This window comes from Pseudomonas sp. GW821-FHT02A11, from assembly GCF_059421985.1.
Genome location: NZ_JBWKWB010000001.1, coordinates 421272 through 441313, shown reverse-complemented (window position 1 = coordinate 441313; position 20042 = coordinate 421272). Strand labels below are relative to the sequence as shown.

Here is a 20042-nt window from a genome sequence, read left to right as displayed (position 1 = left end):
TGAAACGAGAACGCCCACTCAGTGAGTGGGCGTTTTCATGTCAGCCAAGCAGCGGATCAGGCGAGCGCTTTGGACGCCAGCCAGAACAGGCCCGCCGACAGCGCGACAGTGGCAGGCAGGGTCAACACCCACGCCAGCAAAATGTTGCGCACGGTGCCGCCTTGCAGACCGCTCTTGTTCGCAACCATGGTGCCAGCCACGCCGGACGACAGGATGTGGGTGGTCGAAACCGGCAGGCTGAACACGTTGGCCAGGGCGATGGCGCTGGCGGTGGTGATCTGCGCTGACATGCCCTGGGCGTAGGTCATTCCCTGCTTGCCGATCTTCTCGCCGATGGTCAGGACGACGCGCTTCCAGCCGACCATGGTGCCGATACCCAACGCCAGCGCGACCGCAAGGATCACCCAGAACGGCGCGTATTCGGTGGTCGCGGTCAGATCTTTGCGCAGTTTTTCCAGATCGGATTTCTCGCGGGCATCCAGTGCCGGAAGCTTGCCGACCTTGCGCGCCGTGTCGTCCAGGCAAAGCAGATAGCGACGAACTTCGATGCGATGCTCAGGGGCCAGACTGTGGTAGTCAGTCACGCCCTTGAGGTTGTTCAGCAGGGCGTCGATGGTCGGCTCGGTCTGTTCGGGATTGCAGCTGAAGCGCTCCGGCAGGTCGCCAGTGGTTGCCTTGCCCAGCGCCAGGTATTCGCCCAGCGTCGCGTTGTTGCGCTGATAGAACTGGCTCAGGTGCAGCGTCGCGTCGCGGGTGCGTTCGATCTGGTAGGTGGTGGTGCTCAGGTCGAGCACGAACTGCGCCGGGACGATACCGATCAACACCAGCATGATCAGGCCGATGCCTTTCTGGCCGTCGTTGGAGCCGTGCACGAAGCTGACGGCCATCGCCGAGATCACCAGCACGAGGCGGTTCCAGAACGGCGGATGCTTCTTGTCGTCGAGCTTGCGGCGCTGCTCCGGGGTCTTGTGCATCTTGGACAGCGGACGCCAGGCTTTCAGGCCGATCAGCACCAGGGCAGCGATAATGAAACCCGCCAGTGGCGAGAACACCAGCGAGGCGCCGATGTCGATCGCTTTTTGCCAGTTCACGCCTTCGCCCAGTGGAATGTTGTTGATCAGCGCATTGGCCAGACCCACGCCCAGAATTGAACCGATCAGCGTGTGCGAGCTGGAAGCCGGAATCCCGAAGTACCACGTGCCCAGGTTCCAGGTGATCGCGGCTGCCAGGAGCGAGAACACCATCGCCAGACCGTGACCGGTGTTGACGTTGATCAGCAGCTCGACCGGCAGCAGGTGGACGATGGCATAAGCCACGCCGACGCCGCCGAGCAACACCCCGAGAAAGTTGAACACACCCGAGAAAAAGACAGCCAGATGAGGTGGCATCGCCTTGGTGTAAATGACTGTCGCCACCGCGTTGGCGGTGTCATGAAAGCCGTTGATGAACTCGAAGGTGAGGACAAAAGCCAGGGCGAGCAGCAGGCTCACAATCACCCAAGCATCCAGTCCGCTGAATAAATCGATCATGGAAGGTTTTCTGACCCGGTATTAAGGGGGCGGGATTATGACAGAAAAAAAACTAATCGATAGGCAAGCCGCCAATTGGTAGCAACCTGCAACGAAAATTCTGTACCAGCGACCCCGTTGACTTCCTGTCAGGAAGCGAAAAGAACAACGTTCGCTTCAACCTTAGCTGAAACCGGCGAGGGTGAATCGGGCCTTCAAGCGTTGCTGCGTGAATGCTGGGCGTCAAACGACGAACTCAGCGCTCTTCCTTGAGTTCTTCTTCCATTTTCTGAAGTTCTTGCTTGAATGCCTGATCGAGCAGGCTGGCGCGTTTGCGCCACGGCTTGCGCTCGGGTTCTGGCTGAGCGGCGTAGGTGGTCACTTCGCCACCATATACTTCCTTGTAACGTTGTTCCTGGCGCTCTAGTTCTGCGCGCAGTTCATCTTTGGTCACGTTATTACCTGATTGTCTCGAGTTTGATTCTAGTGATAACGCAGGGTCTGCAAGTGTACGGCGTCATGGACTGATCGGCAGCAGACAAGCATTTGCGATGAGTCGGGACGAATGTACGGAACACTTCAGTCACATGCGGCTACGCGCACCAGAACGACAAAACTGTCGTAGCACCATTCTTTTTTCGGTTTGCCAGGGCACTGGCAAATTGACCAGGCTTCTGGCCTGTCTATCGCCGGGCAGTGCACTCGGGTAGTGCATGCGGCGCGTTCATTGGATCCATACCTTGTCGGGGCATGGCTCAAATGCGCCTTGGCGTTTAGCACGTCAATTGAGTCGTACTATCTCCAAGAAGATCCCGGGAGTCAACTGTAGTGAGCACTTCAATTGAATAACTGCGTACAAATACTCTTTTCGCGTACGAAGATTCCGAAGTTGATGCCGGAAGAATTTCTGTCAGAACTTTATTATTCGGAAGTGGAAGCGCTGAGACAGAATTCTGACGACGTGATTCCATTCCGATTTCTCAATGCCGATAAGCGTGTTGTTCGGGAATGCTTACAATTGAAAGGGGTTCGAGAAGGAGGGGGGACAAAAACGGCCTTGCGTTTAGCAAGGCCGTTGCCTGGGACTTCTCAGTGGGTACCTGACCAGTATTTCCAAGAAGCCACATAGTGGCGTGTGAAAGGTATAAGCAACCGGGCGACGGGTCAATTGCGATTATCGGCCAGTGGTTCGATAATCGCCCAAAACGCCCTTGCCGTTGCTTTAAAAAGAAGCGAGAGTGGCGTCACAGAAGGCCTCCACGGCCGCGACGAACGGTGTCAAGATGAACGATCAACTGCGAAATTCCTTTTCCTCGCTGGCCCCGCCCATCGTGGCATCTCCGGCCAAGCGGATTCAGGCCCTCACTGGTGATCCGGATTTCATGACCTCGCTGGCGCGGGGCCTGGCGGTTATTCATGCCTTCCAGGAGCGCAAGCGCCACCTTACCATCGCGCAGATCAGCCACCGCACCGAGATCCCTCGCGCCGCGGTTCGCCGTTGCCTGCACACGCTGATCAAGCTTGGCTACGCCACCACTGACGGTCGCACCTATTCGCTGCTGCCCAAGGTGCTTACCCTTGGTCATGCCTATTTGTCGTCGACCCCGCTGGCGGTGTCATCCCAGCCGTATCTGGACCGCATGAGCAATCAGCTTCACGAGGCGTGCAACATGGCGACCCTCGAAGGCGACGACATCCTTTATATAGCCCGGTCTGCAACGACCCAGCGGCTCATTTCGGTGGACTTGGCAGTGGGCGGTCGTCTGCCGGCCTACTGCACGTCCATGGGTCGGATTCTTCTGGCAGCGCTGGACGACGTTTCCTTGCAGGAGTATCTCGATCATGTCGACCTGCAACCCAAGACCAGCCGCACCTTGCGCACCCCTGAAGCGCTGCTCGAATGTTTGCAGCAAGTGCGTCAGCAGGGCTGGTGCATCGTCGATCAGGAGCTGGAGCAGGGTCTGCGTTCCATTGCCGTGCCGGTCTACGATGCTTCGGGCCAGGTGCTCGCCGCGCTCAACGTCAGCACCAGCGCGGGTCGGGTGGCACGCAACGAGCTGGAGCAGAAATTTCTGCCCATCATGCTCGACGCTAGCCGTGACTTGAGCACCCAGCTATTCACGTGATTTTTTGGCGTCATACTCTCCGTTCGATTATCGAACAGATAGTCGATTATCGGATTGTTCCGTTCCACGCTCAGGCATAACCTGAATCTCATCCCGGCGTTGTCAGGCACGCCGCTCACCGATCGAGATTTTTGAACCTGGAGCACCCTCATGGCTGAAATTCTTTCCCTGCACGATGCCGTGAAGCAATTCGTCAACGATGGCGACACCGTTGCGCTGGAAGGCTTCACCCATCTGATTCCTACTGCGGCCGGTCACGAAATCATTCGTCAGAAGAAGAAACACCTGACGCTGGTTCGTATGACCCCTGACCTGATTTACGACCAGTTGATCGGCGCAGGCTGTGCGAACAAGCTGATTTTCTCGTGGGGCGGCAACCCCGGGGTTGGCTCCCTGCATCGTTTGCGTGACGCCGTTGAAAAGCAATGGCCACAACCCATGGAAATCGAAGAGCACAGCCACGCCGACCTGGCCAACGCCTACGTCGCCGGCGCTTCGGGCCTGCCGTTCGCGGTGCTGCGTGCTTATGCCGGTTCCGACCTGCCGAAGGTCAACCCGCTGATCAAATCCGTCACCTGCCCATTTACCGGTGAAGTGCTGGCGGCCGTGCCTGCGGTACGTCCTGATGTGACGGTGATCCACGCGCAGAAGGCCGACCGTAAAGGCAACGTGCTGTTGTGGGGCATTCTCGGCGTGCAGAAAGAGGCCGCGCTGGCTGCCAAACGCTGCATCGTCACCGTCGAAGAAATCGTCGACGACCTCAATGCACCCATGAACGCCTGTGTGCTGCCGACCTGGGCCTTGAGCGCGGTTTGCGTCGTACCCGGTGGTGCGCATCCGTCCTACGCACATGGCTACTCGGAGCGTGACAACCGTTTCTACCAGGCGTGGGACGCGATCGGTCGGGACCGTAAGGCATTTACTGCGTGGATCGACGAATACATCCACGGCACTCGTGATTTCAGTGAGTTCCAGAGCAAGCTGGCCCGCGCTTGGGAGGCAAAATAATGACCTACACCACCAATGAAATGATGACTGTAGCCGCTGCCCGCCGCCTGAAAAACGGTTCGGTCTGCTTCGTCGGCATCGGTCTGCCGTCCAAGGCCGCCAACCTTGCGCGCCTCACGTCATCGCCCGACGTCGTGCTGATCTACGAGTCGGGCCCGATCGGCGCCAAGCCAAACGTGCTGCCGCTGTCCATCGGCGACGGCGAGCTGGCCGAAACCGCTGACACCGTGGTCTCGACCAGCGAGATCTTCCGCTACTGGCTGCAGGGTGGTCGGGTTGACGTCGGTTTCCTGGGCGCTGCTCAGGTCGACCGTTTCGGCAACATCAACACCACCGTAGTCGGCGACTATCACCACCCGAAAGTGCGCCTGCCGGGCGCGGGTGGGGCGCCGGAAATTGCCGGTTCTGCCAAGCAAGTGCTGATCATCCTCAAGCAATCGCCGCGCACGTTCGTCAATAAGCTGGACTTTGTCACATCGGTTGGCCATGGCGAAGGCGGCGACTCGCGCAAGCGCCTTGGTCTGCCGGGGGCGGGGCCGGTGGGCATCATCACCGACCTGTGCATCATGGAACCGGAAACGGGCACGCACGAATTTGTGGTGACCACGCTGCACCCTGGCGTGACCCGCGAGCAAGTGATCGCGGCCACCGGCTGGGAACTGCGTTTCGCTGAAAAGGTTGTGACGTCCGAAGAACCGAGCGAATACGAACTGGCGTCCCTGCGTGATCTGGAAGCGCGCACCGCTGCTGCTCATGGCCAGGCACCGGGAGAAGCATGATGCGTGACGTTTTTATCTGCGACGCGATTCGCACGCCCATCGGCCGGTTCGGCGGGGCACTGGCCACTGTTCGCGCGGACGATCTGGCAGCACTGCCGATCAAGGCGCTGATCGAACGCAATCCTTCGGTGAACTGGAAGGAAGTCGACGAGGTGTTTCTCGGCTGTGCCAACCAGGCCGGTGAAGACAACCGCAACGTGGCACGCATGGCCTTGCTCTTGGCGGGCCTGCCGGAAACCGTGCCGGGCGTGACCCTCAATCGCCTGTGCGCTTCGGGGCTGGACGCTGTGGGCACTGCGTTCCGGGCCATTGCCTCGGGCGAAATGGAGCTGGCCATCGCCGGTGGCGTCGAGTCGATGTCCCGCGCGCCGTTCGTGATGGGCAAGGCCGACACGGCGTTTGGTCGCGGTCAGAAACTGGAAGACACAACGCTGGGCTGGCGCTTCGTCAACCCTCTGATGAAAGACCAGTACGGCGTGGAAACCATGCCGCAGACCGGCGATAACGTTGCCGAAGATTTCAAGGTCTCCCGCGAGGATCAGGACGCTTTCGCCCTGCGCAGTCAGCAACGTACAGCCGCTGCACAAGCGTCCGGTTTTTTTGCTGAAGAAATCGTGCCGGTGCGCATCGCTCACAAAAAGGGCGAGACCGTCGTTGACAAGGACGAGCACCCTCGCGCCGACACCAGCCTGGACGCGTTGAGCAAGCTCAAGCCGGTCAATGGCCCGGGCAAAACGGTGACGGCGGGGAACGCTGCAGGCCTGAATGACGGCGCTGTGGCGTTGATTCTGGCCTCCGCCGAAGCGGTCAAGAAGCACGGCCTGACCCCACGCGCCCGCGTGTTGGGTATGGCGAGTGCTGGCGTTGAACCCCGCGTGATGGGCATCGGCCCGGTGCCGGCGGTGCGTAAGCTGGTTGAACGCCTGGGTCTGGCAGTCTCGGATTTCGACGTGATCGAACTGAACGAAGCCTTCGCCAGCCAAGGGCTTGCGGTCATGCGTGAACTGGGGATCGCTGACGACTCATCCAAGGTCAACCCTAACGGCGGCGCCATTTCCCTGGGCCATCCGCTGGGCATGAGCGGGGCGCGTCTGGTGCTGACTGCGTTGCATCAATTGGAGAAAACCGGCGGCAGCAAAGGATTGGCGACCATGTGCGTCGGCGTAGGACAGGGCCTGGCCCTGGCGATAGAAAGATAGCGACACACGCCTGAAACCAACCACCCGAGTTGTCGGTTGCCTCCACGAAAAGGCAACTGATGGCTTGGGCGGTTGTCCTTGTGATGTCTAAGTGTTACTGCTTAAGTCTAAGTGTTTCAGGTTATGTCGTAGACTCACCCTTTGTGGCTGGTCTTTATAAAAAATGGGGAAACAATAATGACAACGACTCACTACACCGGAGAAGAAAGGAGCAAACGGATTTTTGCGATCGTAGGTGCCTCTTCAGGCAACCTTGTGGAATGGTTCGACTTTTATGTCTACGCCTTCTGCGCTATCTACTTCGCACCGGCTTTCTTCCCATCCGATGACCCGACCGTTCAACTGTTGAACACTGCTGGCGTCTTCGCGGCGGGCTTCTTGATGCGACCTATCGGAGGCTGGCTGTTTGGCCGCGTCGCCGATAAACATGGCCGCAAGAATTCCATGATGATCTCGGTCCTGATGATGTGTGGTGGCTCGCTGGTCATCGCCTGTCTGCCGACCTACGCTGCCATCGGCGCCTGGGCACCGTTTCTGCTGCTGGTAGCGCGCCTGTTCCAGGGGCTGTCAGTGGGGGGCGAGTATGGCACCACGGCCACGTACATGAGTGAAGTCGCGTTGCGGGGGCAGCGTGGATTCTTCGCCTCGTTCCAGTACGTGACCCTGATCGGCGGCCAGTTGCTGGCCGTGCTGACCGTGGTGATTCTGCAGCAATTCCTCAATGCCGATGAGCTCAAGGCCTACGGCTGGCGGATTCCGTTCGTGGTCGGCGCCATTGCTGCAGTGATCTCGCTGCTGCTGCGCCGCTCGCTGAAAGAAACCACCACCGCCGAAGTGCGTCAGGACAAGGACGCCGGCAGCATGGCCGCGTTGTTCCGTAACCACACTGGCGCGTTTATCACTGTGCTGGGTTATACCGCGGGTGGCTCGCTGATTTTCTACACCTTCACCACCTACATGCAGAAATACCTCGTTAACACTGTGCACATGGACGCCAAGACCGCCAGTTACATTATGACCGGCGCGCTGTTCCTCTACATGTGCATGCAGCCGGTGTTTGGCGCGCTGGCCGACAAGATCGGTCGTCGTGCCTCGATGCTCTGGTTTGGGGGCCTGGGCACGATCTGCACCGTGCCGATCCTGATGACCCTGAAAACCACCACCAGCCCGATTCTGGCCTTCGTGTTGATCACCCTGGCGCTGGCGATCGTCAGCTTCTACACCTCGATCAGCGGTCTGGTGAAAGCCGAAATGTTCCCGGTACACGTCCGCGCGCTGGGCGTGGGTCTGGCGTACGCCGTGGCCAACGCGATCTTCGGCGGCTCGGCGGAATTCGTGGCCCTGAGCTTCAAGAACATGGGCTCGGAGAACATCTTCTACTGGTACGTGACCGCCATGATGGCGATCGCTTTCCTCTTCAGCCTGCGTCTGCCGAAGAAGCCGGAATACCTGCACGAAGATCACTGATACAACAGCGCGCGCCTGTGATCGGGCGCGCGTCATCCATACTCTTCAACGACTTTATCGCAAAGTGCTCAACATAAAAGGGAGCGGCTATGGCCTTCGTACAACTTCAAGACGGTGAAATGCATTACCAGGTCGAGGGCCCTGCAGGCGCTCCGGTGCTGGTTTTGTCCAATTCCCTGGGGACCGACCTGCACATGTGGGACGCGCAGATCGCGTCGCTGAGCCAGTCGTTCCGGGTGGTGCGCTACGACACCCGTGGCCATGGCAAGTCCCTTGTCACCCAAGGCCCTTACACGATCGAACAGCTGGGACGCGACGTTCTGGCCTTGCTCGATACGCTGAAGATCAAACAGGCGCATTTCTGTGGTTTGTCCATGGGCGGTTTGATCGGCCAGTGGCTGGGCATCCACGCCAACGATCGCCTGCACAAGCTGATCCTGTGCAACACCGCCGCCAAGATCGGCGGGCCTGAAATGTGGGGCCCGCGCATCGAGATGGTGGAGAAGGGCGGCGAGCAGGCGATGAAGGAACTGGGCGCTGGCGCCGTAGGACGCTGGTTCACCCCAGACTTCGCCCGCGATCACGCCGACAAGGTCACCCCGGTGACGGATGTGCTGGCAGCGACTTCACCTCAGGGTTATGCCGCGTGCTGCGCGGCTGTGCGGGATGCTGATTTTCGCAAGCAACTGCACTTGATCACGGTACCGACGCTGATGATCTGCGGCAGCCACGATGCAGTGACCACAGTGGCCGACGGGCACTTCATCCAGAACCACATTGCCGGTTGCCAGCTCTCGGATTACTACGCAGCGCACCTGTCCAATGTCGAATTGGGCAAGGTGTTCACCCTGCGCGTCACCGAGTTTTTGTTGAGTTGAATGCGCGCCGAAAACTCCTGTAGCAGTCCGGCTTGCCGGCGGTGGCGTCCAAAAGATCGCTACCGCCGGCAAGCCGGACTGCTACAGGGGATCAGCGCTCGGCGTCAGGAAACTTTTGAGACATAAAAAAACCACCTTACGGTGGTTTTTTATGGTGCGCTGAATCAGAACATCCGCATTTCCGGCACATCACCCGAAGTCGGCTTCTTCTCGCCTTTCGGGGTCTGCTCGTACCAGCCGCCGCCGAGCGCGCGGTACAGATTGACCTCACTGCTCAGCTGCGACAGACGATCGGTAATCAACGACTGCTGCGCACTGAACAACTGACGCTGCGCGTCGAGGAAGGTCAGGTTGCTGTCGATCCCGATGCGATAACGACGCTCGGCCAGGCGGTAGTAATCCTGGTTGGCAGCGACGAAATCGTTCTGCGCCTTGAGCTGATCGGTGAAGGTCTTGCGCGAGGCCAGGCCGTCAGAGACTTCCTGGAAGGCTGTCTGAATCGCCTTCTCGTAGTTGGCGATGCCGATGTCCTTCTGGATCTTCGAGTAGTCCAGGCTCGCACGCAGGCTGCCGGCGTTGAAGATCGGCAGGTTGATCTGCGGCTGGAACAGCCAGGTGCCTGAGCCGCCTTTGAACAGGCCGCTCAGATCACCGCTTGCAGTCCCGGCACTGGCCGTCAGGCTGATGCTCGGGAAGAACGCGGCGCGCGCCGCACCGATATTGGCATTGGCAGCCTTGAGGCTGTGTTCGGCCTGAAGGATGTCCGGACGACGCTGCAGCAGCTCGGACGGCAGGCCCGCTGGCATCTCGTTGAGCATGTCAGCGCTCAACGGTTTGGACGCAGGCAGGTTGGCTGGCAGGCCGGTGCCCAGCAGCAGGACGAGGTTGTTCTCGTCCTGAGCGACCAGGCGCTGGTACTGCGCCAGCTTGACGCGAGCGCTTTCCACCGAGGTGCGCGACTGCGCCAGATCCAGCGCCGAGGCGACACCGACTTCGTTGCTGCGCGAGGTCAGGCGCAGGCTTTCTTCGAAGGCACCGAGGGTATCCTGCGTCAGCTTGAGCAATTCCTTGTCGGCTTCCCACGTCAGATAGGCGTTGGCGACGTTGGCCACCAGGCTGATCTGCGTGCTGCGACGGGCCTCTTCGCCGGCGAAGTAGGTTTCCAGCGCTTGCTCGCTCAGGCTGCGAACGCGACCGAACAGGTCCAGCTCATAGGCACTGACGCCCAAGCCGACCGAGTACTGGCTGGTGATGCCCGCCTGACCGGTCTGCGACAGATCGCCTGGCACCCGCTGACGCGTACCGCTGGCGTCGGCGGCGACAGCCGGGAACAGGTCCGCACGCTGGATACGGTACTGCGCCCGGTAGGCGTCGATGTTCAGGGCCGCGACACGCAGGTCGCGGTTATTGCTCAGGGCTGTCTGAATCAATTGCTGCAGGGCCGGGTCCTGGAAGAACTGACGCCAGCCTTGTTCGGCAGCCGCCTGATTGGCGGCATTGTCCGGCGAATACGCCGGACCTTGCGGGTACTGAGCAGCCACCGGTGCCGCAGGCTGCTTGTAATCGGGGATCAACGAGCAGCCGCTAAGAACGATCGCGGTCACTGCCAGAGAGATCAGGGACTTGCTCATTGGCCAGCCTCATCGTGTGGGATGTGTTTCTGTTTGCTCTTGAACAACCCGGATACCGATACGAAGAACAGCGGTACCCAGAAGATCGCCAGGATGGTCGCGGTAATCATACCGCCGATCACGCCTGTACCGATCGAATGCTGGCTACCGGAGCCGGCGCCGGTGGAAATGGTCAGCGGCACCACGCCGAGGATAAACGCCATGGACGTCATCACGATCGGACGCAGACGCATCCGGCACGCTTCCACGGCCGCATCCATCAGCGACTTGCCCTGCTCATGCAGTTCCTTGGCGAACTCGACGATCAGAATGGCGTTTTTCGCCGCCAGACCCACCGTCACCAACAGGCCCACCTGGAAGAACACGTCGTTGGACAGGCCGCGCAGGCTGGTCGCCATCAGCGCACCGATAACCCCCAGCGGCACGACGAGCAGAACAGCGATCGGAATCGACCAGCTTTCATACAGCGCTGCCAGACAGAGGAAGACCACCAGTACCGAGATCGCATACAGGGCCGGTGCCTGAGAACCGGAGAGGCGTTCTTCGAACGACAGACCGGTCCAGGAGTAACCGATGCCCTGCGGCAGTTGCTGCGCCAGTTTCTCGATCTCGGCCATCGCCTGACCGGTACTGTAGCCCGGCGCCGGCGTACCCAGAATTTCTTCGGCCGGTACACCGTTGTAACGCGACAGTTTTGGCGAACCGAAGACCCACTCGCCGCCCGCGAAGGCATCGAAAGGAACCATGGTGCCGCTGGCGTTGCGCACATACCACTTCTTCAGGTCTTCAGGGCTCATCCGCGATTTCGGATTACCCATGATGTACACCTTCTTCACCCGACCGCGGTCGATGAAGTCGTTGACGTAGCTGCCGCCCATCGCCACCGACAGGGTGGTGTTGATGTCCGATTGCGTCACGCCCAAGGCGCGGGCTTTTTCGTCGTCGATGATCAGCTGGTACTGCGGCTCGTCTGTCAGGCCGTTAGGGCGTACGCCCGCCAGGATCTTGCTCTGCGAAGCCAGACCCAGCAGCTGATTACGCGCCTGCATGAGTTTTTCATGGCCCAGGCCAGCCTGATCCTGCAGGTACAGGTCAAAACCGGTGGCGTTACCCAGTTCCAGTACCGCTGGCGGAACCACGGCGAAGGACATCGCGTCACGGAAGCCGAAGAAGTGCCCCTGAGCGCGCTTGGCCACTTCGAACACGCTGTTGGAGGAGTCACGCTCTTCCCACGGCTTGAGCAGCACGAACGCAAGACCCGAGCTCTGACCACGGCCTGCGAAGTTGAAGCCGTTGACCGAGAACACCGATTTGACGCCCGGGTCGGTCAGCAGGTATTCGCGCATCTTGTCCAGCGTGCCTTGGGTCCGCTCGGCCGTGGAGCCGGGCGGCGTCTGAACCTGAGCGAAAATCACGCCCTGGTCTTCTTCGGGCAGGAACGCGGTCGGGATGCGGGTGAACATCCAGATCATGCCCGCGAAGATCGCGAGGTAGACCAGGAACGCCGGGAACTTGTGGCGAATCACGTTGCTGACGCCGCGCTCGTAGCTCAGCACGCCACGATCGAAGGTGCGGTTGAACCAGCCAAAGAAACCCTTGCGCGGCTGACCGTGCTTGTCGGCGTCGATCGGCTTGAGCATCGTGGCGCACAGGGCCGGGGTGAAGACCAGCGCGACCAGTACCGAAAGCGCCATGGCCGAAACCACGGTGATCGAGAACTGTCGATAAATCACACCGGTGGAGCCGCCGAAGAACGCCATTGGCAGCAGTACCGCCGACAGCACCATGGCGATACCCACCAGCGCGCCCTGAATCTGTTCCATCGATTTACGCGTGGCTTCACGAGGCGATAAATGCTCCTCGGCCATCACCCGCTCGACGTTCTCCACCACGACGATGGCGTCGTCCACCAGCAAACCGATGGCCAGCACCATGCCGAACATGGTCAGGGTGTTGATCGTGAAACCGGCTGCCGCAAGGATGCCGAACGTACCCAGCAATACCACCGGCACCGTCAATGTGGTGATGATGGTGGCGCGGAAGTTCTGCAGGAACAGGTACATCACCAGGAACACGAGGATGATCGCTTCACCCAGGGTGTGAACGACGCCGGTGATGGATTCCTTGACCACTGGGGTCGTGTCGTACGGGTAAACCGCTTTCATGCCAGGCGGGAAGAACGGCTCCAGACGCCCGATGGTGTCGCGGATCGCCTTGGAGGTGTCCAGCGCGTTAGCGCCGGTGGCCAGCTTGATCGCCAGACCCGATGCCGGTTTGCCGTTGAACTGTGCATCGACGCTGTAGTTCTCGCCGCCCAGCCCGATGTTGGCGACGTCTTTGAGGCGAACCTGCGAGCCGTCCTGGTTGACCTTGAGCAGGATGTTGCCGAACTGCTCGGCAGTCTGCAGACGGGTCTTGCCGATGATGGTGGCGTTGAGTTGCTGGCCTTTGACGGCTGGCAGACCACCGATCTGACCGGACGACACCTGAACGTTTTGCGCAGTGATCGCGGTTTTCACGTCAACCGGGGTCAGCTGGTAGTTGTTCAGCTTGTCCGGGTCGAGCCAGATACGCATCGCGTACTGGGCACCGAACACTTGGAAGTCACCTACACCCGGGGTTCGGGCGATCTGGTCCTGGATGTTGGAAACGATGTAGTTGGACAAGTCTTCCTTGCCCATGCTGCCGTCTTCGGACACCAGGCCGATCACCAGCAGGAAGTTCTTCACCGCCTTGGTGACGCGCAGACCTTGCTGTTGCACTTCTTGCGGCAGCAGCGGGGTGGCCAGGTTGAGCTTGTTCTGTACCTGAACCTGCGCGATGTCCGGGTTGGTACCCTGGTTGAAGGTCACGGTGATGGTCATGCTGCCATCAGAGTTACTTTCAGACGAGATGTAACGCAGGTTGTCGATACCGTTCATCTGCTGTTCGATCACCTGAACCACGGTGTCCTGCACGGTCTGTGCAGACGCACCTGGGTAGGTCACCTGAATCGCGATGGCCGGCGGCGCAATGGCCGGGTATTGGTTGATCGGCAAGTTGAGGATCGAAAGAGCCCCGACCAGCATGATCACGAGGGCAATTACCCACGCGAAAATGGGTCGGTCGATGAAAAACTTCGACATGAATCATTTACTCCCTTGAGCGGGAGCCGGGGCGGCAGCTGGTTTCACGTTGGTCGCGTCCGCTACGGTCACTTGGGCGCCCGGCTTGACGTACTGCAGGCCTTCGGTGATGACGCGGTCGCCTGCGTTCAGGCCCTTGTCCACCACCCAGTCAGTGCCACTGGTGCGCGTGGCCACCAGCGTACGCAGTTCGACTTTGTTGTCCTGATTGACCACCAGCGCCGTCGGCGTGCCTTTCAAGTCGCGGGTCACGCCCTGTTGCGGCACCAGAATCGCCTGCTCGTTCACACCGGATTGCAGACGGGCGTGCACGAACATGCCAGGCAGCAAGGTGTGGTTCGGGTTCGGGAAGACCGCGCGCAGGGTCACCGAACCTGTGGTCTGATCGACCGACACCTCGGAGAACTCCAACTTGCCATCGATCGGGTATTGGCTGTTGTCTTCCAGCGTCAGCTTGACCTTGGCGGCGTTGTCACCGGCCTTCTGCAGCTTGCCGCTTTCCAGCTCGCGACGCAGACGCAGCATTTCGGTGGAGGACTGGATCACATCGACGTAGATCGGGTCCAGCTGTTGAATGGTCGCCATTGCATCCGCCTGACCGTTGCTGACCAGCGCACCTTCAGTCACCAGCGAACGACCGATCCGCCCGGAAATCGGCGCATACACTTTGGTGTAGCGCAGGTTGATCTCGGCGGTCTGCACGGCGGCCTGGGCTTCGCGGGCGTTGCCGACGGCGGTGTCGTATTCCTGACGGCTCACGGCCTGCTCATTGATCAGCTGCTTGTAGCGGCCAGCCAGCGAGTTGGTGGCATCGAAGGTCGCCTTGGCGCTGTTCAGGTTGGCTTCGTAAACGGCTGGATCGATCTGGTACAGCTGCTGGCCGGCCTTGACGTCGGTACCTTCAGTGAACATGCGCTTGAGAATGATGCCGTTGACCTGCGGACGCACTTCGGCCACGCGATACGCAGTGGTGCGCCCCGGCAGATCGGAGACAAGGGTGTAAGGCTGGGGCTGGATGGTCACGACGCCGACCTGAGGGGGCGGTGGTGCAGCAGCGGCGGCCGCATCTTCCTTTTTACTGCATCCGCTGAGCAGAGATGCCAAGGCGACGGCAGTGACCAGTACGGTAACAGCTGGCTTGAATTGCATGAAGATCCTCGGGTCAGGAGCTGGGCTCTTGAGAAGTGGAATGGGTGAAAACGGGCTTCCGGCTGGATAAGTAGCAAGCTAATGAATATACTTACGTTCACGGTTGTTTGTAAACACCCACGACTGCGACAGACAAACGCATCGGGGGCATCGATTGTAGGTCCGGGACAAGGCATTACAAAGGCCGTCCGGCATGCTGTTCAGGCCACTCGACCAGAGAGCCTGAAGCATTTTCATTGAGGTTTTACTGCCATGGTTCGTCGCACCAAAGAAGAAGCTCAGGAAACGCGCAGGCAGATTCTGGAAGCGGCCGAGCAGGCGTTTTTCGAGCGCGGCGTGGCGCGCACGACCTTGGCGGACATCGCCACCTTGGCGGGTGTGACCCGTGGCGCGATCTACTGGCACTTCAGCAACAAGGCCGATCTGGTACAGGCGATGCTCGACAGCCTGCATGAGCCTCTGGAGGAAATGGCCCGTGCCAGCGAAAGCGCGGACGAACTGGACCCCTTGGGCTGGACGCGCAAGCTTCTGGTTCATTTGTTTCAGCAAGTTGCCATGGACCCGAAAACCCGCCGCATCAATGAAATTCTGTTTCATAAATTCGAATTCACCGATGAAATGTGTGACATGCGGCGTCAGCGGCAATTCGTCTGGCTGGATGCCAACGAACGCATCGCCCTGGCCTTGAGCAACGCCTCGCGTCAGGGGCAGTTACCTGCCGACCTGAACCCACAGCGGGCGGCCATCTGTCTGCATGCTTATATACACGGCATCCTTGGCCAATGGTTACTGGTTCCAGACAGCTTCCCGTTGCATGAGGAGGCTGAACGTCTGGTCGATACCGGGCTGGATATGCTTCGTTACAGCCCTGCCCTCCGGGACGCCACGCCGATGCTTGCTTCAACGCTGAATTGACAGGAGCGGCAGTCGCCGGATCCCTTGCAAGGCACGCAGGCCGCTGGCTCCGGCCAGTGACTATAACCGTGTGGCGCTTAGCCTGCATCTATACATTTCTTCATGAAAGATGAACAGCGGGTTTACCCAGCCTTTACCTCAATCCCGGTCCGCGTTCAGCCAATCGACAGGCGCGTTCTATCCAGCGAACGAATGCTTCCTTATTGCCATCTGCCGTCTAAGCTTGCTCGCAAACCAACAAGAATGGGGCGCGCACGATGTCAGTCGTTTCTGTACGTAGAACGTGGAAAACTTTTCTTTTCGCGGCGTTTGCCTGCATTGGCATAAGCCAGGCCCTGGCAGCCGGGGACGAGGCGCAGGAAGCAGCGGCGGCCAAAACGCTGTTGGAAAAAGCCGTGAGCCACTTTCGGCAGGTGGGTGACAAGGCCTTCGCTGAATTCAGCCGCCAAGGCGAGTATGTCGATGGCGAGCGCTATGTCTTCGTCACTGACACCAACGGTGTAATGCTTGCCAGTGGAGGGCCGTCGGTGGCGTTGATCGGTCGCGACATCTCGTCGGTGCTCGACCCCGATCTGCAGAAGAGCTTTAAAGAGGTCCTGCACACCCCGGAAAGCGCGGGCATCCAGCAGGCCGAATACCGCTGGCAGAACTGGCGCGATGGTAAGGTCGAGCGCAAGCGTGTGTATTTCCAGCGCGTTGGCAATCGTATTCTGGCCGTGGGCTATTACCTTCCCCGCGCAACGCCCGAACAGGCCAGGGCCTTGCTCGATAAGGCATCCAAGGCGCTGGTGCAGGATGAAAAGGGCACGGTCGAGGCGATCAATAGCCTCAAGGGCGGTTTCCTGCAGGACGACCTTTATGTCTTTGTGGTCGACATCAACACCAAACGCTATGTCGCACACGGCACCAGCCTGCGTTTGGTCAACACCGACTTCAGCAAGATCAAAGACCCGGAAGGCAAACCGGTCGGGCTGCCGATGCTGGAGATGATCAAGAAGCAACCCGAGGGCGAATATGAATACCGTTGGCGCAACCCTGTGACCGGCAAGATCGAGCACAAGCATGCGTACATGCGCAAAGTGGGTGGTTTCCTGGTGGCGGTGGGCTATTACAGCGGTTGAGTCCGGGCGCCGAGGGGAGACGCTTGACCTGTGGGAGCGAATTCATTCGCGAGGGCCGGTACAGTCGACACATCCTTTTCGGCCGTACCTCCCTGTCGCGAATGAATTCGCTCCCACAGTTTTAGTGGCAGGCGATCAATTGAAGGTTAGCGATCCTTGTCCGCCCGTCCTCGCAGCAGGTTGTCGGGCATCGCCAACGCCGCGGCCAGCCCCAGCACCGATACGGCGGCACTGATCATTAGCAAGTGCTGAAAGGTCATGGACAACTGCCCGCGCAACAGCTCCAGTGCCGGGCCGCTCACGGCATGCAGGCTGTCCATCAGCAGGTTGCCGGAACTGCCTTCGCCGATCGGGCTGCCATTGACAGCACCCAGCCCCGAACCTGCGAGCATCGCCAGCAACAGCGCCGACATCGTCGCCACGCCCACCGCACCGCCCAGCGAGCGGAACAGGTTGGTGGTGCTGGTCGCCACGCCCATGTCCTTCATCTCCACCGAGTTCTGCGTGCCCACCAGTGAGGTCGGGAATTGCAGCCCGCTGGCGATGCCGGTGAGGACCATGAACAGCCCGGTCAGGAGCACGGACTGCGGCGGCGTGAAGGCGATGCCCAGAATCGCGAAGGGCATTAGGAAGGCGCCGGTCAGAATCATCGGTTTGTAGCGTCCCGTCAGCGAGGTGCGACGGCCGCCAAAATATGCGCCCATGGGCATGCCGATCGCCAGTGGCATCAGGTGCAGGGCTGCGATGTCAGCGCCGCCGCCGGTCACGGTCTGAAAACGCAAGGGCAGCAGCACGATCAGCGAGATGGCCTGGAAACTGGTGAAGAAAATCGTGCACCAGCACAACACCGCGCTGCGATTGGCGAACAGGTGCATAGGCAACAACGGCTCGCGGGTGCGGCGCTCGTAGAGCACGAACATCACCAGCGCGAGCAGGGCCAGACCCAGCTGGATCTGTACGTGCGCATCACGCCAGCTGTGGCCCTGACCGATTTCGGTGATGCCCAGTAACAGAGCTGTCAGGCCGACGATCATCAGGATCGTGCCCAGGTAATCGATGATGGGTTTGCGTTGCGGGATTGGCAGGCCGATGAGCGTCTTGCGTGCTATCCACCAGGCTAGAAAACCCAGTGGCAGGTTGATGATGAATACCCAGCGCCACGACAGGTACTCGGTCATGAACCCGCCAAGCACGGGGCCCGCGACGCTGGCGGCGGCGTACATGCTGCTGAAATAACCCTGGTAGCGACCCCGCTCGCGAGGCGGCACGATGTCACCGATGATCGCCTGACTGACCGAGACCATGCCCCCCGCGCCAATCCCTTGCAGCACCCGGGCGAGCACCAATTGCTCCATGCTCTGGGCCATGGCGCAGAACAGCGAGGCGAGGGTGAAGGTGCCCAGGCCGAACAGCATCAAGCGCCTGCGGCCGTATAAATCGCCCAGCTTGCCGTAAATCGGCACAGCCACGGTCAAGGCGACCATATAAGCCGAAATGACCCAGGCGAGCAGGTCGAAATCCTGGAATTGTGCAGAAATCGCGGGCATCGAGACCGCGACGATGGTCTGGTCCAGCGCGCTAAGAAAAACGGCCATCATCAGCGCAAACAGGATGCTGCGAATGTCCGGGCGGGTTTGATTGAGGCTGGTCACGAAAGGGACTCGAACGGGCAGGTTGACCCGCTAATCAGAGCGGGAAAAGTCTGCTCAGTCTAGTCCGTTAGCTAGCTAATCGATAGCGTGCGGTATCGATTAATATGCCGAATCCGTCGACTCGCCAGCCTGCCAACGTGATCAGCGCAGGGCGCTGAAGCTCGCATCTGCCGGCACGCAATGGCCGAAGGTGCAGACCACCGCCATACGGGGCGCTTGACGCATTTGCTCGATTCGGTAGGCACCGGCTGCGTAGATGCTCAATACGACGCCGACTGCAACCACATACACCAGTTGTCTTTTTATTGTGGTTCTCATGACATGTACCTCGATCCGCTTACAAAAATGATTTTTTTGTCGGACAAGGTCAGTGTAGGCCGCTCTGGCCGATGGTGGCGCAACGATAGACATTGAATGTTTTTATCAGCGCTGCTGGGCCGGTGACATTATGACGATGAAACTTTTCAGCGCTCTGCGGCCTGCTCCAGCAGCCAGCCCAGCAGCTCGCGAAGTTGCGGCGTTGACTCGGTTCGGGCGGGGGAGACGAAGTAGTACCCCGCGCCAGTTTTGACCTTGAGGTCGAACGGCGTGACCAGCCGACCTGCGCTCAGGTCCTCGCCGATCAACGCCCAGTCGCCCATGGCAATACCGGAGCCCTGCGAGGCGACGGTCATGGCCAGGTCCATCGTGTCGAAATGCTGCCCTTTGCCGACATTGCTCAGCCGCATTCCCGCGGCCTTCAGCCATTGCGACCAGTCCTGCTCGTCGAGGGTGGGGTGCAGCAGCATGTGGTGTTCCAGGTCGCTTGGGCGCTCAAGAGGATGAGCCCCGTTGAGTAACGCCTGCGAACACACCGGTGTCAGCTGTTCGTCGAACAGGTGATGAACGTGCATCGAATCGTCGGGAACTGCGCCATAAATCACTGCGGCGTCGAAGTGCTCATGACGAAAGTCCACGCCATGGGCGATGGTGGTGGTCAGCTCGACGGGCGCGTCAGGGCGCTCTTTTTGCCACTGCATCAAACGCGGCAGGAGCCAGCGGGTGATACAGGTTGGCGCCTTCAATTGCAGCGGCTGCTGCTGAGTGCCCAGCTGATCTACGGCGTCTTCAATCAGCCCGAACACCTGTTCGATGCGTGGGAAGAACGCGCGCCCCTGCGTCGTCAGGCTCAAGCCCCGGGCCTGTCGGTGAAACAGGCGATACCCCAGATGACTTTCCAGCCCTGAAATCTGCCGGCTCACTGCGCCCTGGGTGATGTGCAGCATGTGCGCTGCGCGGGTGAAATTGCAGCATCGGGCAACGATCAGGAAGGTGTGGAGGGCGGGAAGGGGAGGCAAGCGTTTCATGGATGGCCGCAGGCATGATCTGAAAACATGGCTAAGCATGACATTTTTTGCGTTGTCACCGATACGCCCCCGCAGTTCCAATGGCTGCCATGTGCCGCGCTGCCAGCGTTGAGTGCGGCCTCGAACAACGCTTTCAGA

Annotated in this window: 16 protein-coding genes; 8 read left to right on the top strand and 8 right to left on the bottom strand. The window is 59.9% G+C overall.

What is annotated here, in order from left to right; all coding sequences use genetic code 11:
* Positions 1 to 56 precede the first annotated feature (56 nt).
* Positions 57 to 1529, bottom strand: coding sequence for an inorganic phosphate transporter (locus AC07V9_RS02050; RefSeq protein WP_495014020.1), 1473 nt, complete (start codon positions 1527 to 1529; stop codon positions 57 to 59).
* 235 nt (positions 1530 to 1764) lie between these two features.
* Positions 1765 to 1962, bottom strand: coding sequence for a hypothetical protein (locus AC07V9_RS02045; RefSeq protein ID WP_404635903.1), 198 nt, complete (start codon positions 1960 to 1962; stop codon positions 1765 to 1767).
* An 829-nt stretch (positions 1963 to 2791) separates the two neighbouring features.
* Between AC07V9_RS02045 and pcaR the strand changes: the two genes are divergently transcribed.
* From pcaR to pcaD, 6 genes are all read left to right on the top strand, one after another.
* Entirely contained in the window at positions 2792 to 3634 is an 843-nt protein-coding gene (gene pcaR, locus AC07V9_RS02040; RefSeq protein WP_495014019.1) for a pca regulon transcriptional regulator PcaR, read from the top strand.
* A 150-nt stretch (positions 3635 to 3784) separates the two neighbouring features.
* A complete protein-coding gene (locus AC07V9_RS02035) occupies positions 3785 to 4642 on the top strand; it encodes a CoA transferase subunit A (protein WP_495014018.1) in 858 nt (285 codons plus the stop codon).
* On the top strand, positions 4639 to 5421 hold the full coding sequence (locus AC07V9_RS02030; RefSeq protein WP_495014127.1) for a CoA-transferase subunit beta: 783 nt from the start codon (positions 4639 to 4641) through the stop codon (positions 5419 to 5421). The genes AC07V9_RS02035 and AC07V9_RS02030 overlap by 4 nt, the downstream gene beginning before the upstream one ends.
* Complete coding sequence (gene pcaF, locus AC07V9_RS02025; protein ID WP_495014017.1) at positions 5418 to 6620, top strand: 3-oxoadipyl-CoA thiolase; 1203 nt, start codon at positions 5418 to 5420, stop codon at positions 6618 to 6620. Before AC07V9_RS02030 ends, pcaF begins: the two co-directional genes overlap by 4 nt.
* Positions 6621 to 6797: 177 nt before the next feature.
* Entirely contained in the window at positions 6798 to 8087 is a 1290-nt protein-coding gene (locus AC07V9_RS02020; RefSeq protein ID WP_495014016.1) for an MFS family transporter, read from the top strand.
* A gap of 89 nt (positions 8088 to 8176) precedes the next feature.
* The gene (pcaD, locus tag AC07V9_RS02015) at positions 8177 to 8965 is read left to right on the top strand and encodes a 3-oxoadipate enol-lactonase (protein ID WP_495014015.1); all 789 of its coding nucleotides are present in this window, start codon (positions 8177 to 8179) and stop codon (positions 8963 to 8965) included.
* A gap of 164 nt (positions 8966 to 9129) precedes the next feature.
* Here pcaD and AC07V9_RS02010 read toward each other — a convergent pair whose 3' ends face one another.
* From AC07V9_RS02010 to AC07V9_RS02000, 3 genes are read right to left on the bottom strand one after another with little or no spacing between them, the layout of a single operon-like run.
* Entirely contained in the window at positions 9130 to 10596 is a 1467-nt protein-coding gene (locus tag AC07V9_RS02010; RefSeq protein WP_495014014.1) for an AdeC/AdeK/OprM family multidrug efflux complex outer membrane factor, read from the bottom strand.
* On the bottom strand, positions 10593 to 13721 hold the full coding sequence (locus AC07V9_RS02005) for an efflux RND transporter permease subunit (protein ID WP_495014013.1): 3129 nt from the start codon (positions 13719 to 13721) through the stop codon (positions 10593 to 10595). The genes AC07V9_RS02010 and AC07V9_RS02005 overlap by 4 nt, the downstream gene beginning before the upstream one ends.
* A 3-nt stretch (positions 13722 to 13724) precedes the next feature.
* A complete protein-coding gene (locus AC07V9_RS02000; RefSeq protein WP_495014012.1) occupies positions 13725 to 14870 on the bottom strand; it encodes an efflux RND transporter periplasmic adaptor subunit in 1146 nt (381 codons plus the stop codon).
* Positions 14871 to 15122: 252 nt separating this feature from the next.
* On the opposite strand from AC07V9_RS02000, the gene AC07V9_RS01995 reads away from it, so the two are divergent.
* Together AC07V9_RS01995 and AC07V9_RS01990 are read left to right on the top strand one after the other, a co-directional pair.
* Positions 15123 to 15785 (top strand): TetR family transcriptional regulator, encoded by a 663-nt coding sequence (locus AC07V9_RS01995; protein WP_495014011.1) that lies wholly within the window; start codon positions 15123 to 15125, stop codon positions 15783 to 15785.
* Between the two features lie 257 nt (positions 15786 to 16042).
* Entirely contained in the window at positions 16043 to 16906 is an 864-nt protein-coding gene (locus AC07V9_RS01990; RefSeq protein ID WP_495014010.1) for a cache domain-containing protein, read from the top strand.
* 146 nt (positions 16907 to 17052) lie between these two features.
* Here the strand turns inward: AC07V9_RS01990 and AC07V9_RS01985 are convergent, their stop codons facing one another.
* The 3 genes from AC07V9_RS01985 to AC07V9_RS01975 form a co-directional block, all read right to left on the bottom strand.
* On the bottom strand, positions 17053 to 18558 hold the full coding sequence (locus tag AC07V9_RS01985) for an MDR family MFS transporter (RefSeq protein WP_495014009.1): 1506 nt from the start codon (positions 18556 to 18558) through the stop codon (positions 17053 to 17055).
* Between the two features lie 141 nt (positions 18559 to 18699).
* Positions 18700 to 18876, bottom strand: a complete 177-nt coding sequence (locus tag AC07V9_RS01980) for a hypothetical protein (protein ID WP_495014008.1) — start codon at positions 18874 to 18876, stop codon at positions 18700 to 18702.
* Positions 18877 to 19022: 146 nt separating this feature from the next.
* Positions 19023 to 19904, bottom strand: coding sequence for a LysR substrate-binding domain-containing protein (locus AC07V9_RS01975; protein ID WP_495014007.1), 882 nt, complete (start codon positions 19902 to 19904; stop codon positions 19023 to 19025).
* Positions 19905 to 20042 lie beyond the last annotated feature (138 nt).